This window comes from Rhodococcus sp. GB-02 (assembly GCF_053470465.1).
This window is the reverse complement of the sequence record NZ_JBPUKE010000005.1, coordinates 66844-82556: the sequence shown is the minus strand read 5'-3', so window position 1 is coordinate 82556 and position 15713 is coordinate 66844. Positions and strand designations below refer to the sequence as shown.

General features: G+C 61.3%; 21 protein-coding genes. 2 read left to right on the top strand and 19 right to left on the bottom strand.

Going from position 1 to position 15713, the window contains the following annotated elements; translation table 11 throughout:
- Window positions 1-147: 147 nt before the first annotated feature.
- A complete protein-coding gene (locus tag ACSW29_RS29405; protein ID WP_003941564.1) occupies window positions 148-1002 on the top strand; it encodes a phosphoadenosine phosphosulfate reductase domain-containing protein in 855 nt (284 codons plus the stop codon).
- Window positions 1003-1108: 106 nt separating this feature from the next.
- Here the strand turns inward: ACSW29_RS29405 and ACSW29_RS29400 are convergent, their stop codons facing one another.
- The 18 genes from ACSW29_RS29400 to ACSW29_RS29315 all read right to left on the bottom strand — a co-directional run bounded on the left by ACSW29_RS29400 (window position 1109) and on the right by ACSW29_RS29315 (window position 13470).
- Window positions 1109-1276: a hypothetical protein gene (locus ACSW29_RS29400; RefSeq protein WP_003941561.1), complete on the bottom strand. Its 168-nt coding sequence runs from the start codon at window positions 1274-1276 to the stop codon at window positions 1109-1111.
- Between the two features lie 363 nt (window positions 1277-1639).
- Window positions 1640-2011, bottom strand: coding sequence for a hypothetical protein (locus ACSW29_RS29395; RefSeq protein ID WP_229757323.1), 372 nt, complete (start codon window positions 2009-2011; stop codon window positions 1640-1642).
- Window positions 2012-2149: 138 nt separating this feature from the next.
- Complete coding sequence (locus ACSW29_RS29390; protein ID WP_051649791.1) at window positions 2150-3547, bottom strand: IS30 family transposase; 1398 nt, start codon at window positions 3545-3547, stop codon at window positions 2150-2152.
- Between the two features lie 223 nt (window positions 3548-3770).
- Window positions 3771-4718 carry a C40 family peptidase gene (locus ACSW29_RS29385; RefSeq protein WP_011331664.1) on the bottom strand — a complete coding sequence of 316 codons (948 nt, stop codon included), beginning with the start codon at window positions 4716-4718 and terminating at the stop codon, window positions 3771-3773.
- Window positions 4719-4905: 187 nt separating this feature from the next.
- On the bottom strand, window positions 4906-5280 hold the full coding sequence (locus tag ACSW29_RS29380; RefSeq protein ID WP_011331666.1) for a hypothetical protein: 375 nt from the start codon (window positions 5278-5280) through the stop codon (window positions 4906-4908).
- A gap of 193 nt (window positions 5281-5473) precedes the next feature.
- Window positions 5474-5869, bottom strand: a complete 396-nt coding sequence (locus ACSW29_RS29375) for a hypothetical protein (protein ID WP_011331667.1) — start codon at window positions 5867-5869, stop codon at window positions 5474-5476.
- A 91-nt stretch (window positions 5870-5960) separates the two neighbouring features.
- A complete protein-coding gene (locus ACSW29_RS29370; protein WP_003941825.1) occupies window positions 5961-6884 on the bottom strand; it encodes a hypothetical protein in 924 nt (307 codons plus the stop codon).
- Window positions 6881-7264 carry a hypothetical protein gene (locus tag ACSW29_RS29365; RefSeq protein WP_003941821.1) on the bottom strand — a complete coding sequence of 128 codons (384 nt, stop codon included), beginning with the start codon at window positions 7262-7264 and terminating at the stop codon, window positions 6881-6883. The genes ACSW29_RS29370 and ACSW29_RS29365 overlap by 4 nt, the downstream gene beginning before the upstream one ends.
- A 21-nt stretch (window positions 7265-7285) precedes the next feature.
- A complete protein-coding gene (locus ACSW29_RS29360) occupies window positions 7286-7603 on the bottom strand; it encodes a hypothetical protein (protein ID WP_148209137.1) in 318 nt (105 codons plus the stop codon).
- 116 nt (window positions 7604-7719) lie between these two features.
- The gene (locus tag ACSW29_RS29355) at window positions 7720-8031 is read right to left on the bottom strand and encodes a hypothetical protein (protein WP_003941809.1); all 312 of its coding nucleotides are present in this window, start codon (window positions 8029-8031) and stop codon (window positions 7720-7722) included.
- Between the two features lie 120 nt (window positions 8032-8151).
- On the bottom strand, window positions 8152-8295 hold the full coding sequence (locus tag ACSW29_RS29350; protein WP_003941815.1) for a hypothetical protein: 144 nt from the start codon (window positions 8293-8295) through the stop codon (window positions 8152-8154).
- A 218-nt stretch (window positions 8296-8513) separates the two neighbouring features.
- Entirely contained in the window at window positions 8514-9266 is a 753-nt protein-coding gene (locus tag ACSW29_RS29345) for an HNH endonuclease family protein (protein ID WP_011331669.1), read from the bottom strand.
- The gene (locus ACSW29_RS29340) at window positions 9263-9556 is read right to left on the bottom strand and encodes a hypothetical protein (protein WP_003941812.1); all 294 of its coding nucleotides are present in this window, start codon (window positions 9554-9556) and stop codon (window positions 9263-9265) included. The genes ACSW29_RS29345 and ACSW29_RS29340 overlap by 4 nt, the downstream gene beginning before the upstream one ends.
- Window positions 9557-9878: 322 nt before the next feature.
- Window positions 9879-10046 (bottom strand): hypothetical protein, encoded by a 168-nt coding sequence (locus ACSW29_RS29335; RefSeq protein ID WP_157770399.1) that lies wholly within the window; start codon window positions 10044-10046, stop codon window positions 9879-9881.
- On the bottom strand, window positions 10043-10942 hold the full coding sequence (locus ACSW29_RS29330; RefSeq protein ID WP_003941829.1) for a hypothetical protein: 900 nt from the start codon (window positions 10940-10942) through the stop codon (window positions 10043-10045). Before ACSW29_RS29330 ends, ACSW29_RS29335 begins: the two co-directional genes overlap by 4 nt.
- Window positions 10942-11988 carry a hypothetical protein gene (locus ACSW29_RS29325; RefSeq protein WP_003941810.1) on the bottom strand — a complete coding sequence of 349 codons (1047 nt, stop codon included), beginning with the start codon at window positions 11986-11988 and terminating at the stop codon, window positions 10942-10944. The genes ACSW29_RS29330 and ACSW29_RS29325 overlap by 1 nt, the downstream gene beginning before the upstream one ends.
- Before the next feature lies 1 nt (window position 11989).
- On the bottom strand, window positions 11990-12931 hold the full coding sequence (locus ACSW29_RS29320) for an alpha/beta fold hydrolase (RefSeq protein ID WP_003941819.1): 942 nt from the start codon (window positions 12929-12931) through the stop codon (window positions 11990-11992).
- Window positions 12928-13470, bottom strand: a complete 543-nt coding sequence (locus ACSW29_RS29315) for a hypothetical protein (protein ID WP_003941816.1) — start codon at window positions 13468-13470, stop codon at window positions 12928-12930. The genes ACSW29_RS29320 and ACSW29_RS29315 overlap by 4 nt, the downstream gene beginning before the upstream one ends.
- Window positions 13471-13680: 210 nt before the next feature.
- Here ACSW29_RS29315 and ACSW29_RS29310 point away from each other — a divergent pair, with 210 nt between their 5' ends.
- Window positions 13681-14766 carry a hypothetical protein gene (locus tag ACSW29_RS29310; RefSeq protein ID WP_003941832.1) on the top strand — a complete coding sequence of 362 codons (1086 nt, stop codon included), beginning with the start codon at window positions 13681-13683 and terminating at the stop codon, window positions 14764-14766.
- 283 nt (window positions 14767-15049) lie between these two features.
- Here the strand turns inward: ACSW29_RS29310 and ACSW29_RS29305 are convergent, their stop codons facing one another.
- The gene (locus tag ACSW29_RS29305; RefSeq protein ID WP_229757335.1) at window positions 15050-15574 is read right to left on the bottom strand and encodes a hypothetical protein; all 525 of its coding nucleotides are present in this window, start codon (window positions 15572-15574) and stop codon (window positions 15050-15052) included.
- Between the last annotated feature and the right edge of the window lie 139 nt (window positions 15575-15713).

Below are 15713 nucleotides of genomic sequence, written 5' to 3'. Positions count from 1 at the left end.
TTCTTTCATCACGCTCGTCCTCCTGTGCAGGTGCCCCGAGTCGGATCGGCTTCGAGGCCTTACATACACAGGAAGATCCGCCCCAAGGGCCGCGTGTGACAACAACGCCAGAAATACTCATCGAGCACCCAGGGAAGCGGCAGAGATATGAGTGGCACCCCTCGCGCGGACGGGCTCGATCTGACCACACTGCGCGCACTGCGGCGCCCACGTCCCAACCTGGCCGCGATCAAAGAGCGCATCGAGGAACACCTCGACAATCACGACGGATATCTCGCCTTCTCCGGCGGCAAAGATTCACTCGTCGCCCTGCACCTGACCACAGCGGTCGAGCCGAACATTCCTGTCGTCTTCTTCGATTCAGGGCTCGAATACCCACAGACCTACGAGTACATCGCCGACCTCGCCGACGCATGGAACCTCAATCTCGAAGTGCACCGAGCCGACCCACCCCTGCTGACCGTCCTCGCGGACTCCGGCGAATGGGATCACCACCTGCCCACACGAGCGACGACGCGAGCGCTCCGCGACATTCTCATCGGAGCACCCTCACGCGCGGCACATCAGACTCACGGATCGGGCGAGATCTGGGGTGTACGTGCCGACGAATCAGCGAAAGGGACCGGACGCTGGTCGATGTACTACAACGCTCTCCGCGTCCGAGTTACCGAAGAATGCGTCGACTGCTGCACCACAGCAGCGCAGCAGCGACTCACACATGGCGGCGCCCTCGACCGAGCCGATGGCACACACGTTTTCGGGCCGGTCTGGGACTGGAGTAGCGAGGACATCTGGTCGCACATCGCCGCGCACGACCTTCCCGTCAACCCCGTCTACGACAAGCTCCGCCGCCTCGGCACGCCCGAGCAGCATCTACGGGTCTCACACATCCTTGACGGAGCGTTCCTCGAGCGCGGCCGCATCACCAGACTCAGACGCGGATGGCCGGCGCTTTTCGAAGAGCTAGCACGAGTCCTCCCTCGGATCCGTGAATTCGTCTGACCTCGAACCACATACGATCGAAGACAGGCCTGTCTTCAGCAGTATTGGGCTGCGCCCAAACAGTTTTCACCTGTCGAGAGGGAAGCTCCACGAATCCCTCAGCGATTTAGTTGTAATGGACCTCGACACCGGAGGCCGCCAGCGTCGCATAAACCAGGGCGTGCGTCGCAAAAACATTCGCTCGATCCACGTCCTTTTCGATCGCGTTGTCCGATAGTTCGGAGTAGTGCAAAGCTCGGATAGCCCACGTCGTCGAATCCTTGACTGTAGCCATGAGATTGCGCTCCTAAAATTGGTGGGTTCGTGTTGACCCGCTAAACCTTTCACACATGTGCAGCCGTCCGCGACCCCAGTTTGCAACTAGGCGTTGCCCTCTCACTACGGAGACAAAAACAGCAGCAGGTCGCCACCTCGACCAATCTCGTGGGGAATCTTCCCTCACAAGATCAGGACCGCCGATTGTGCTGCGGTCTAGGTCGGTGTGGCGACCTGCTGCTCGTCGCACATTCGAGATTAGCCGAGGGCTACGACACACCGATCAGAAAGGGTGCGACGGCGGGCTGCTTTCTCACGCTTTTGCGGCGCAGCGACGAGTCCCGATGTAGACGGACCCGGGGGTACACGTGGTGTGCGTTTTTTAGGCCGAGCTGTCGTGCGCGGGATTCTGTTCGGACGTTTGGGGTGCATTCGCGGCGGCCGTGTTTTCTGCCGGCGCCGACGAGGATCGCTTACTCGACGCTGCGGCCTTCTTCTTTTTCGGTGCGCTGTATCCCATAGCGGCGAGTTCCTTGACGGTCCACCCGCCCGCGAGCGCGCGTTCATGGGCGAGGCGGATCGTGTCCTCTGCCTCAACCCGTGCCGCGTCGATGGCAGCAAGCTCAGCTTCCGCCTCGCCGATGGCACCGACGAGAGCGACTCTCGTTGCAATCGCCTCCTGCGCCAACGATTCTGCGGCCTTGCGTGCTGTCTCCAGCGCCTTCTTGTGGCTTGACGGCGTTGTCGCGGTCATGGCAGTGGTATCTCCTTCACTCGAGGTTGTGCTCGCATCAATCTCAGCGGTGCTCTGTTGAGGTTCTCCGCTGTCGTTACGCAAATCGTAGTGGCCTGCGGCTGTGCTGTCGGGTGCGCCGTCCGTCACTGGGCGTATTCAACCGGTCGTCGCAACAGTGTGTTGTTGTGCAGATCGTAGCAATTCTTCGAATACCTCCGCGGGGGTGCGCCAATCAAGGATTCCTCGGGGGCGGTTGTTGATCACGTTCGCCACTGCGGTGATCTCCGCGGAATTCCATCGGGAAAGGTCGGTCCCCTTCGGAAAATACTGGCGTAGCAAACCGTTGAGATGCTCATTGCTGCCTCGCTGCCATGGGCTCTTGGCATCAGCGAAATATACTGGGACACCGGTCTGTTCGGTGAAGAGTGCGTGAGCTGAGAGTTCCTTGCCTCGATCCCATGTCAAAGACCGCCTGAGGGTTTTCGGTAGAGGGGTGACGGCCTTGGCCAGGGCGTCTTTCATGGTCAAGGCGCCGTAACCGGCCAGTGCTGGGCCGTTTTTCCTCGGGGGAATCATCCCGTATCCTTTTTGGCGAGGGAGATGGACGAGCACCGCGTAGCGGGAGGTGCGCTCGATCAATGTCGCTACCGCAGAACGCTTCAGTCCGATGATTAAGTCGCCCTCCCAGTGGCCGGCGAGTTTACGATCAGCGACCTCTTTCGGACGTTTAGCCAGCACGGTGTCTGCAGTGACATGAGCCCACGTTTGCTGGCGTGCACGCGATCTGGGCATTCGTTTGGTCCTGCCTCGCCGTAGATGCCAGGATTGCATTCGCTCCAACCCGCCACGGCTTTCGATGTAAAGAGCCTGGTAAATCGCCTCGGCTGAGATCCTCATCGATTCGTCATCGGGGAAATCGAGCGGCAGCCGTTTCGAGATCTGCTCGGGGCTCCACCCCGTCACCCACGCCCGATCTCCGCGATGGGGTTTGTTCTTCCCATCCCAAGACGGACCGTCAGGACCTACGACTTTCCCTGTGGTGGTGTGGACCTCACCGCTGAGCCTGTCCTGCACGTACTCACGCAATCGACCGTTGATGACCATTTTGGCGACCCTGGGCCTGCGAGCACGACGCTCGGCATGCCATTGAGCTGTCGATGCTTTGTACTCGAGTCGGTAGGTTCGCGTTGACGCGTTCCTGCGCAGCTCCCGCGAGATCGTCGACGGGCTGCGGCCCAGACGGCGAGCAATTTGTCGGACTCCTTCGCCTTGCGCACGCCAAAGCGCGATGTCCTCACGCTCGGACGAGGAGATGTACCGTCCAGAAACACTAGGGGGCAGTTGCGGATTCACTCCACCAGCATGCTTGAACCAACGATGAGCGACCGGCTCTGACACTCCGGCGGTAATCCCCGCGTCAACGGTTTTCGCTCCACCGGCGATCGCGATCCAGAAGCGAACCCGGTCTTCACGCCAGGCTATTGTCGGTCGCCCTGGTGAAGCGATCTGTCCTCGATATTCCCGGACTCGTTTCTGCCTCTCGATGGCTCTCATCGAACACCTCTATCGGGTAGGTGTTGCGACGACCGGTTGAATACGCCCTGTCATCCCCTCCCACTGTGAGTGAGCGCAGACGCCGCTGCAGGCCCCCACTGAATCAATAGCGTCGTCAGCGCCGCCGGGATCAGGGCGGCGGCCCCGACACCACTGAGCGTCGAAACACTGCGACCTGGCCGCTCGGCCCGGCAGTTACTCACAGTGGAAGATAGGTCCGTCATCAGAGGAACCTGGCCGGGATCATGTCCGAACGGACTGCGCTGATCTGCACCAATTGACCGGTCTGAGGTGCCTCGATCATCTTGCCCTCGCCGAGATAGATCGCGACATGATTGGCGCCGTCAGCCTGCCAATTCCCGAACAGCAGGTCACCCGGCTGTGCCTGGCTCATCGGAATCTGGTGTCCGGCGCGGAACTGCTCCTGCGACGTCCGAGGCAGCACCTTGGTTCCGCCGCTTCCGATGAAGTACGCGAAGCGGCTCAGTCCGGAGCAGTCGTAACCGGCGATCGGGCCGCCCGTTCCATCACCCATCGACGGACCGGTCAACAAACCGCCGCCCCACTGGTAGGGAAGCCCGAGTGCCCGCATCGCAGCTTCGATGACAGCGCGAGCGAACTCAACATTGCGAGGAAGGTTGGGATCGAACTTCAGATCCGGCACCGCCGACGGTGCGAACAGGCCTGTGAGCGAGGGTATCCCGGCAGCGTTAGATGGTTGTGCGCTGAACACGGAGGGCAGAAGCGCAGGCCCTCCGGCAGGTGTCGTGTCATTTGCCGATGCGTCTTCGACAGCGGATCCGTTCGGCGCCGAGCCGGCCGGCGGAACCGAGTCCGGTCCGGGAGCAGGAAGGGCGACGTCGGGGATCAGAGCCTGTGCCTGCGGCGGGAGGATCTCTTGTATCTGCGCCGCAGCGTCTTTCAGTTCCGGGGGTAGCGCACTTTCCGCCTCGGACTGCCACGCAGGAGGAATCTGCTCCTGCAGCTGCGTCAGGGCAGTTGTTGCCTGGTCCAGGTACGGCTGCGGATCTGGAATGAACTGGGAGGCAGCCGGTGCCTGTTCCTCGACTACCGAGGTGATGGTGTCGGTGATGACTGGCTCTACGCCAGCTCCCTGCGCTGCCGATGCGCCGGCTACTGCGACGCCGACGATGAGTGATGCGATGTCCATGATGTCTTCCTTTGCCGGATGTTGGTGCGGCCGAGGGGAACAACTGTCTCGATGACCGCGGGGACTTTCAGTGCGATCCGGACAGTAGAGACGGACCTGGACAGCTCAGGTGCCTGCAAGCAATCGACGAACATAAGACCAAGGTCAACGACCTTCCCTGGCGAGCGCTCCGACGGCTCTTTTTCTTTCACCCGAGTAACTCGTACCCGAGCCGGAGGTCCTCGTCGGAGACAACGATGAGGTCATCGTCGTGTGTGCGCACCAGCCATTGCCCACACGAGAGCGGTATCCAGTGCCCCTCGGAATAGACGGCAGCGAATGCACCGACGTCGACGAATCGCGCGTAAGTGAGAGAGCCGAGTTGCTCCCACACATCAGGGTCATCGGCGAGAGACACCAACCGGTATGCACCAATCGCCTTGTCGGGAGTCGAGAGATCCTTCCACGCGAATTCCGTGAGTTCGTCGAGCGTGGTGTTACCGGGAATCGCATGAATCGAGTGAGACACAGGAGCCTTCACCCCATCAACGGCACCTAGTGGCCGAATTTCAGTGATGCTCATGGAGTCCCTCCCTCGGATTCTCGAGGCCACGTCTGCGCCCTCACTGCAGCGCAATTCGAGCAGTAGTTCTCGTCGACGGAATGTGTCCACCCTGGCTCGATCGCGGATCTCACGACACTGCACGATGACAAGTAGTTCGCCGGAACTTCTCGAGTAGTTCCACACGCATCACAGTTCACGGTGATCGACATCGTCAATTGTCAACTCCCGGATTCACCAGATCTCCGCCAGTTGCCCCCACTGTCATGGTCTCTGGCTCCGGAGCAATGATGGTGACAGGAACTGCGCCGCGGATCCGCTCCTCAAATCTCAGGCAGAGCCGCGCGTACACCACCAACCCTGTTTCCGAGTTCGTCATAGTGCCACTGATCCACCGTTCGTCGATCCCGTCGATGATCTGTCTCAACGTCGGCCGACGTTCCCATTCTGCTTCGCGGGCGTACCGGTTGATCGCCGCGGCAATACGTTTAGGTTCGACGCCATGTCCGTAGATGCACACCGGTATCGCTGGATGAAAGTCGGGTGGAACGAGGAACCACTCTCTGAAAAGCCCGCGCAGCCTGCCCAGTGGGGTAATGGTGATTCGCACTCCGTAGTAGTGCTCACTGAAATTCTCGGGGCCGACTGGACTGAGGACATGCGTGCCCAGTTTCGCCTGACTCGTAGCGTGTCTTCCATGCTTAGCGATTTTCTCGACCACTTTCCCTCACTTCCGTTCTCTCACTTGCCTCGAAGCGGCCGGCGCAGTCTTCGAGGTCTGCAATCGTCTGCCACGCGTGCTCCCAATCCCCACCTTCGTGAGGGTCCAGTACTTCCACGGCGTTTCGTAGGGCTAGTGCAGCGACACTGAACGCTGACACTGCGGTACGGGCAACCGGCGAGTTGACGAGATCCCTGTACGGGATGTTCTGTCGCAGACGGCACCGGCGGCACAGGCGTCCGGCGATATCCGAGTCCAGCCCATCGTGGTACCAGTCCGGCGTGACGCACCGGCAGTGCGTCTTCACTTCTTCTGTAACGGCTGGCAGGGAGTTCGGGCAGGGTTTGTTGGTTCCGCCGCCGCCGGCCGGGTAGCGCTCGTGAATCGTGTTGTGAGACCCATTCAGTCCGAAGCAGATCGGGCACCGTGTTACCGCCTTCGCATTCGTCTCCTCTTCCGCAGGTTCGGCAGGGGCGGAACCATCTGAACCGCCGACATTGTCGGCGGTTGCCGTACCGATATCGGGACGCGCCTTGGCGGGTTCGGTTGCCAGGAACCGGGCGAGCAGACTGTGGGCGGCTTCTCGGCTGGCGATGTTGCCGTACTGAAGCGCGCAATTCGACACCTGTCGTATCTCTTCCGCCTCTTCAGTGGTGATGCGCCGGTGACCGTTGAGCTGTAGCCAGTAGAAGACAGCTTTCCCTGCTGCCAGGAAGAACTCGTCGGGCTCTGAGCCGTAGGGGACACCTTCACTGGCTTCGATCGCGACTCTTCCGATGTCGATCGCGAGTTCGTCTGCGGCTGTGAGGTTATCGGCGTCGAAACCTGTTGCCGGTTCCGCTGCGGGGGTGAGGGATCCGTTGCCGTGCTGGTGCGCGGTGGCGTCGGATGGGGTGGCAGTCATCTGTGGTGTCCCCTTTCGATGTGGGCCTTGTTCGTTCGCCTCACGTCAGCGGCAGCTGTCACCTTGTGGGTGTGTGGATGCAGCGACGTCGAGGAGTTCGACACGGCCGTGGTTGTGGTGCTGTGAAGGATCGCGAGCGTGGCACGGATATCGCGGGCTGCGGCGGCGAGGTGGGTGGTGATGTCCTGATTGTCGGCTTCGGCGGCGAGGAACAGTTCCAGCGCTTCTGGGTACGTTCTCGGGCCGGTGTAGAGCCCTCGGAGTTCTTCGCGTGCATCAGCTATCCCGGCGAGGGCATCGTCGAGGGCCGCGAGCATTGCTCGGAGTCGCCGTTCGGCCGGGTCGGGGAAAACTTGTGCGGCGCGGTATGTCTGAGTCATGAGCGGGATTCTCCTGTCGTGTCATGTCGCGTTTCGAGGACCGTTCGTACGTGTCAGGGGGCGGAATCGGTCCCGGGGGGTATGCCGATCGGTGGGCGGGAGGACCGCGACGATGTGGCTCTCTACCGACCGCCGGCGGCTCACTTGGATGTCTCCGGCGATCAGCTCGCGCATCCGATCTGCGATGTCGCTGTCGTCTTCGTAACCGCTGCAGAAGATTCTGTCGTCCGGGCCGCGTACGCCGCGCTCGGTGTCGAGGATCGTGTAGTACGGGACCCTGCGGAGGTTGAAGGGGCTGGTAAGGATCGCGAACCTGCCATCGCCGGATGTTGCTCGCACCCTCCACCATCGCCGGGACTCCGCGAATTGCACGCGGTGCCCCATTTCGAGCGCGGTTGCAGCGACCGAGAGTGATGAGCAGGGTGCGATTCGGTCGCCAACACTCGATTCATTGCTCACGACTGCGCCTCAGAGGACGTAGTGGGTAGGACATCAGGTGGAAGGGCGGCGAGTGCGGCGTGGATCTGTGCGGCGCGTTGGAGGGTGCCGCGGATGCCTTCGGGGTACGCAAATCCACGGGCGTCAAACGGGTCGGGTTGCAACGCAAGGATGGACACGCGCTCGGCGAGCGCGGCGTGCTCACTGCAGGTAAGGGATTTGAAGCGGCCCGGCGCCGGAATATCCCGCAGGGCGGATTCGAGGTGCAGCCAGGTTTCTTGGTTCGAATCCGCGGCGCCCTGTGTGTCTGTGCTGTCGATGCTCGTCATGGCTGAATTCCTTTTTTCCGAGAGGTTGGGATCGTTTCGTGACGGAGATTTCGAGATTGAAGCCGAACAACATCGAGAGTCCGTAAAAGTCGAATGCAGGACACCCGTTGCGCCTTGGGTTCAGGCGATAGGACCGGTGGTGAAGGTCAGGATCTCGGACAAACGGCCGGAGAACACGAGGTAGATGATGATTCCCAGTGCTACCGCACTGACCAGAACCGGGATGAAGGAGCCGAGTCGGATCTCCCCGGTCGACGGCTCCACTGATGCCGTTGCCGACGGCCACGCCGACTGTGATCAACGCGAAGAAGCCGAGAAAGTAGAGCCAGGCGCCGGTCACCACGCCTCCCGTGAGTGCGGCGCCTGCGGCGAAACCTATCGTCGCGATTGCCCGACTGAGGCGGGTTCGTCGTCTGCTTTCAAGGATTTCGTTCGACAAGCGGATGTGATCATCACCATCGGTAGAACTCATCTACTTCTCCTCATTTCTGTGCGCAGGCGGTGCGCGCCGCGCCGGCATCGGCGGAAGTGATCATCAGGTGATATTTCGCGGCCACGGTGAGATATTTGATGGCGTAGTCACAGTGGAATGCAGCGTTGGGGGGAAGCCAGGTGTCGAGGCCTTGATCTGACTTCGATTGGTTTGCTTTGCCTTGGGAGGCAAGCAAGTTGACGTCCGTGTCGTTGGCGAAGTTCACCCTTTGCTGCGGAGTCCAATTCGCTGCCCCCGCATCCCAGGCTCTCGAAAGTGCCACGACATGGTCGATCTGAATAGCCGAAGGATTGGACGTGGAGAACGCGATATCGGTTCCGGTGTACGGGTCGTGAAGCGTGCCGGCGATGACTTTGCAGTCGCGCGTTCCGGGTTTGAATGCGACATCTACAAGTTGAAGTTTCAGGACGTCATTGCGTGTGTCACAACCATTTCTGGCCAGAGGACCGTCGTACTTGTCGGTCCATGCGGTTCCGAAAACGCACCTTTCGCCTGTGCCGCAACCCCTTTCGTAACCAGGGATATTCGGCAACTTGTCGACGACAGTCACCGATCCGAGCAATTCGTCGAGGCGAGGTGTCGACTCGCCGGCCACTTCTGCGACCACGAGAGGTGCAGCAGGTGCACTCGTCTCCATTCCCGTCCAGGGGCCTCCCTGAGCAACCGCTGCGCACCCCGAGACCACGGTCATAAGAAGCCCCGCAGCGGCAACACACGTGGCGACCTTGCGCCTCATCATCATTCTTTCGTCTCTGCTGATGGCCACATCAATTCGGCGGCGTTAGGTGCGACGGATGAAAGACTGACTCTGCGGGCGAAATTCACGGCCACCTCGCTCGGATCCGCAGAAGGAACAAACGCGGGGTATTCGTCGAGCATCACGATCAGTCGACCGCTGTCTTCGTCACCTTGAGTTTCGGAGCTGTCCTGCTTTTCCTTTTCGGCCGCGTTTCGTGCTGCGGCGGCAGCTTCCCTGGCTCGTGCGGCGAGCGTGACGACAGTTGTATCGGGGGGTTCGATCGGCGTGGTCATGGTCTCCCTTTCCTGGCGAGCCGATGCGGTGCGTCCGGCATCGCCGCACGCTAACTCCGGACCTGGACTGGATGACGCCGTGCACGCACCTCCGTACAGAACCTGCAGCTCAGGCTCCTTTCATTTCGCCGTCAGCCCGGGAAATTCAGCCGGCGCTCGGGTGCACAAGTTTCAAGAGGCTGCCCCGATTCGGCACCGGCGAATGACAGGACTGGCCGAGTTGGTCGATCGCGTGAGGTAGTGTCGGCGGCACTGAGAATGCACCGGGTGAGTCGGGGGCACACCATGTGGTGGCCTCCGACTTTTCTTTTGTGTGCGTCCTTCAGTTCTCTTGCGCGCCGATATCGCGGACTGCGTCACCGGCTTTGTCGGGGCCAGCTTCTTCCGCTCGGCGGGTGTCGACGACTCGGAACTGTGCCGGGATCCCGAGAATGTCAGGATGAAATGTCAGGTCCGGCCGGCGACGGCGCGCCGTCTGGTCTTTGCTCATCGTTGTTCTCCTTCGGGTCTGTGATCGGTCAGTTGCACGATCAGGCGCTCGCCAGGTTGTTGTCCAGGTCGCTCGTACGGCGCGAAATGTGCACCCACCACGTCCAATTGGATTCCTCTCGGAAGCAAATGATGTGAGTTGTTCATCCGTGAAGACTGCCCGTAGTACATCCCCCGCTCTGTCGAGATCTCGAAGACGACATCTGTCGGGCGAGTGGTGGAATCGAGCTCGTGCAGCGAGTGCGTCGCTGCAGTGAACCGGTCGAAGGAAAGCACCGTGCCGGGTTGAAGCGTGGCAGGCAAGTCCGCCGGGTTGACCACAGCATTGGGAACGCTGACAGAGGTGTAGACGAGATGTCCGCGGCCGGATTCACGTTCGTACCGTTGAATAGCGCGGTCGACACGCTGCACCTGCTTACGCCTGCCGTCGTCGAGTTCAACGGCATCGCCGGCAACCGCAGACAGCGCGTTGTTCGTTTCCTTCCAGACGTTCGGATCCGACGTCAACGCCGACAGTGCGTTGTACTGCGCCTGCGGCATCGAATCGAGCACCTCCCGTTTGGTGGCAGAGCGTGCGTTTTTCTGCCGCGCGGACAGCGAGCGACGTAGTTCGATCGCCGCCGGCAGCTCTCGGCGCAACCTTTGGTTCTCGATCGGTGCCGGCGTCGGGCGTGGATAGGCCCGGTTGAGGTCTCGACTTGCGCGGGTGAGGCCGGGCAAGTTCTCTGTCGCATGGTCGAGTTCGCGTGCTCCGCTGCGAATGTCGCCGCGAGTGCTGTACGCGTGTTCCGAAATCAAGGCACCTTCTTTGCGGGTGGCGATGTCGCTCTCTCCCCGATCTGGGTCGAAGACGCCGTTACCGCGGTCCGGGCTGATCCTGTCGTGACTTCTCCCCATCAGTCCCGCTCCTCGAATTCGTAGAGCTCTCCGCGTAGCTCCGCCAACGCGGACTCTCGGGCGCGCCGAAGGTCTGTGAGGTCGGTCGCCAACTGACCTATCGCCGAAGCCGCCACATCATCGCCGGCCGAGTTGACCAGAAGGCCCTCGATGGTCCGGTCCCCGTCGTGAATCCTGTCGAGAGATTCGCCGGCAGTGATCGATTCCTGCAGCTCGAGCAGATGGCGACGATAGCTCCACAGCGCAGCTACACGTGTGAGCAGCGAACGCTCGACGCGCCCCAGCCACCGGCTGCTCACCAGGTGAGCTTCCCTCGCTGCGAGGGCTTGCGGGCTGCTACCCGCCGCCGGGGTTCCCAAAGTTGCTCGCACTGTGGCGAGTTCACCGGCATGCGCAAGAATTTCGGCGAGTTGCTCGTCGAGATTCAGGCGTATGCGACCTATGTCGAGATCCTCGCTTTCCCAGACAGGAACGGTGCGGATCTCGTCGACGAGTGCCGATGCCGCCAACGCCAACCGCAGCTCGACATGCGCTCCGCCCGCTGAGATCAACGTCTGCAGAGCTGTCACAGCGACGCCGATCTCGGTTTTGTCCTCCTCACTCAGGCGGAGTGGATCGCGGCGGGTCCACCACCACAACCCCACCGCCTCTATCCCTGCGGCGAGACCAATGCAGACCAGTAGTGCGACGAATGGGTTCGCCGGCGCAGTCACGCCCGCAAGAACCGGGACGAGTCCGATCAGAACTGGCGCGAGAAGAGCGAGCGGAATCTTCACCTCCTCACCGCCGGCGGTGCGACCGGTATGTACCGTCGTGCGCCACACATCGCGCCGAGGGTAGTAGTCGAGCGACGAATTGCCTTCCCATCCAGGCTCGTCAGCACTCCACGTCTGCTCACGCCTGAGCCCGACTATCTCCGCCACGCGCTCGCTGAGCATCTTCTCCCACAACCGGTCGAGCGCGCACAAGAATTCGTCGCTCTCCGGGTCCACGTCGATGTCGGCGATCATGGACCGCACTGCGGTTGCTGCACTGTCTACGCTCACGTCACGCTCCGACCAGATCCGTTGTAGGTGAATGCTCCCGGTGATAGGTCTGCGCACGGACAAGTAACCGATCGAGCGCTTCTCCGACGACCTGCGGTTGCTCCAGACCCACCATGTGCCGGCCACCGGCGACGGCAACGAGTTCGGCGTTGGGCAGAAGCGCAGCCAGCTGCTGTGAATGCAGGATCGGAGTGACCCGATCTCTGGTTCCGCACATGATCGATACCGGGATGCGCCCCAGCGCTCCCACCGCGGCAGACGCGTCGTAGAGACGCAGGTCCCGCAAGAATGCCGCCACCGTCGCAATCGGTGTCGCGTGGACCATCTCGTACGACGTCGCTGCCGCCCGCAGGCCCGAGCTCGGAGCCATGGGACAGGTCGCGCCGATGACGGGCGTCAGCAGCCGCCGCGAGAGACTCCAGCTGCGCCCGACCAATCTCGGTGCACGCGCGCACGCACCGCCGAGCAGTGAGACTGCCGGGGTATTCAACGCACGCCCGATTCCGGCGCCCGCGACGTTACTCAAGGCGGTCGAGATCAACCCCACGCCGACCACACGAGATGTCGAATCGGCGTGTTGTGCGAGGTACGACAACACCGCCATACCGCCCATCGAATGACCTACGAGGACAACGGGTCCGGTGGGCGCTACCACCCGAATGATTTCCTCGACGTCTCGCCCGAGCTGGCTGATCGTGTAAGTGCCGGCATCGGCACCCCCTGAGCCACCGTGACCTCGGTGATCGAAGAACACCAACCTCGCCCGCTCACCCCACTGCCTACTCACAGAGCGTTGCTGAGGCGCCCAAGCACCGGCGTGTAGGCAGAAGCCGTGCACGAAGACCACCGTCAGCGGCGCCGTTCGGGATCCGACCTCGCGGACCGCGAGTCTGGTTCCGTCCGCGACAACCAGCGTGTGCGAGCGTCCCTCCTCGCGGTTCACAGCGGCCCGCCCAGAGTCCGGGTGAACTGTCTGCAGCCGGGGCTTTCACCGCTGTATCGCAATGTGCGGCACCCCGGATGTTCCCACGTCGTCGGAGTATTCGGCTCTCTCACCTCGAACCCCAACTCGCGCCAGAACTGCACCCGTTCCGGAAGGTCCTCCGTCGAGCCGTACAAGCGACCGTTGCCTGCCATATCGTCGGTGAGCTCGGCGATCAACCGCTCGATCAGCGCTGCCCTGACTATGGCCGCGTCGGGAACATCCGGGTTGACGACGAGAGCTTCGACGATGCGGGTTTGTGCAGCAAGCCGCTCACAACCCTCCGGAGACCAACCTGCTTCACGCGCGGTCCGAACCAGCCCATGAGGCGCTGATGCCAGCGCGTACCCGAGCTGCCGGTATTCCGACGATGCGACAATGCCCACCGTTCCTGCTCCCCCAAGTCCCGCGGGAACGTCGGTGCCCGGCGACCAGTGCCGGTGGAGCCGGCGCATCTTCTTCGCTTCCGTCGGATGAATACGAACAATCTCGACTGTCATCAGGCTCACTCCTCGTCGTCCAAACGGCATGTGGGAGGACCATAGGTTCGGACCTGGACAGGACAGCGCCAACCACCGCGCTGTCCCCTTCCGAACCGTCCTTCTTTCAAGCCCGGCCTAGTGGGAAAGCGCGCTCGACGGGTTTGCTGTCGAAAGGAATCGGTCCGAGATGGCGGATCCCTCGGTCGGGGCCGTCGGTGATCAGCTCTAATGAACCGCGTGACTGTCATCATTTTCGCCCGTGCAACCAACGGCTATGTTCTCGCCTCGGACGGCCGTACCTGCAAACCAGGTATCCCTGCCCACATCTTGAACGATGACGCGAAGAAGATTCGCACCTACCACCTGGGGGCGGGCGGTTTTGTTACCGCGTCGAGCGGAAGGGCCACCATCGGTGGCACGTCGATCGCCGATGTCGAAAGATCGATTTTCGACGAACATCACTCGTCAGGCAGCCAGGGATTCGGCCCCACCGAGTTCGCTCAGTCCATCGCCGATGTCATTGAGAAACACAACAGCACGCAAAAATGTGTATGCAGCACAAACACGGGAATCGACGGCGGCCGGGCATGCGTCATGCTGCCCGAGTGCGCCATCTGTGAACCAGAATCCGACTGTGAACACTACGAGTGGTACCTGCAAGACGACGAAGGAAATGGTTGCCCGTGCGCACCTTTCGATCAGGCGCCAGCGTCCACACCTTCGAAGTACCCGACAGGGTGCCGCTGCCGACCACGGGAGGAAGTTCCGCTCAGTTGGATATGCGTGCCATTCGGTCCGGACGCCGGCGACGCCGTTACCTCCACTATTTCAGCGCAATACCACCCCGTCCCCACTACTGGTCAGATCAAAGTGGACCTACTGCTGCAGGGTGAGCTCGAGCGTCCCACACGTGTAGACACTGACACCATCAAGAAAGCCGACGCGGATGCTCGACTTCCCCTGACCGACATCGAAAAAACGGCTGGGACCGTGATTGAACTGCTCGACTGCGCATACACAGAAGCACCTGACAACGTCGTAGTGAGACAGCTCGAGGAAGCCGCTTGGCAAGTCACCACATCGAAAGACACAACCATTCGCGAAGTGGCGGACACTATTCGCAAACAGATTGGCTCGGACGAGGCAGATCTGTTGGCCGGAGCGGCTGGCATAGGTGGCACCGCCTGTGTCATGGTCATCGAGAACGGCAAAAAACCGGAAAGGCTTCCAACGGAAGACAATTACGGGCTTCCTGTCACCGTGTGCCCGAGCCACCCCCACGTGGTCCCATGCCCGTCCGACTTACAGCCGTAAGAACGCACGAACGGCGGACTATAACGAGCGGCGACTACGTCTGAATCAAACCGAGAGGCACTTCGGTTTTCGTGATCGCCGACATCGACGAAACCGGAGCGAAAGCGACTATCGAATCTGTCATGGACTCCCCCGGCAGATACTCATTCCCACCGCGCTCGCCACCTCGTGGATGTAGACAGCGGCAACGACTGAGAAGCACTAGCTGGACCGATCTACTCTCAAATTCTTCCGTGTCCCCCGGGTTATTCGGCGATTTGAGCTCCGCCAAATCGGTTCGCAGTCAGTGTTGCAACGCCCGTTGATCCAACTGCGCCAGCGTGTTGCTGAACGTATACGGCAACGACGCCTTTGCTTCGATGATCTTTCCGAACGTGTCCCAGTGCGGTCGCGCAATGCCGTCCTCGTCAGCGATAGCCCAGTGGAGGCCAAGCGAACCCGTAAACTCGGACATCGCCAAGTGCGCATCCTCCAGCCCCAATATCTGCAGTTTCAACGTCGCAGAAACACATGCGTAGTAGCGCCTGTCGCGGTCACGGTAGGCATCAGAGTCCCGCTCCATGATCGGGTTATTACTCGACACCAACTCATCAGCCCGGTTCATCGCCTCAAGCGCAGACAAGAGAGCTTCGGTCACCTGCTGTCGATGCTGGACTGCACGATCCTCACCAAGCGTGGCCTCATGCAACGCTCTGTCGGATCGGGCCTTCACAAGGATTCCCAAGAACGCGATGCTCGCCGCCCCCACTGCGATCCCCGCCGCGATGATCGTTGCCTGCCCCTGCGTCAAACCTTCTCCGAGCGCCATGATCAACACGCTGCTATTCACCCTTCAAAGAGTCTGTTGCGGGACCTATTCAACGAATCGAGGAACAGGGATGTCACGTCCCACTAACGGCCACGCGCCTTCAGCGGTCCGGCCTAGCGGAATCTCGGTGCTGACGATA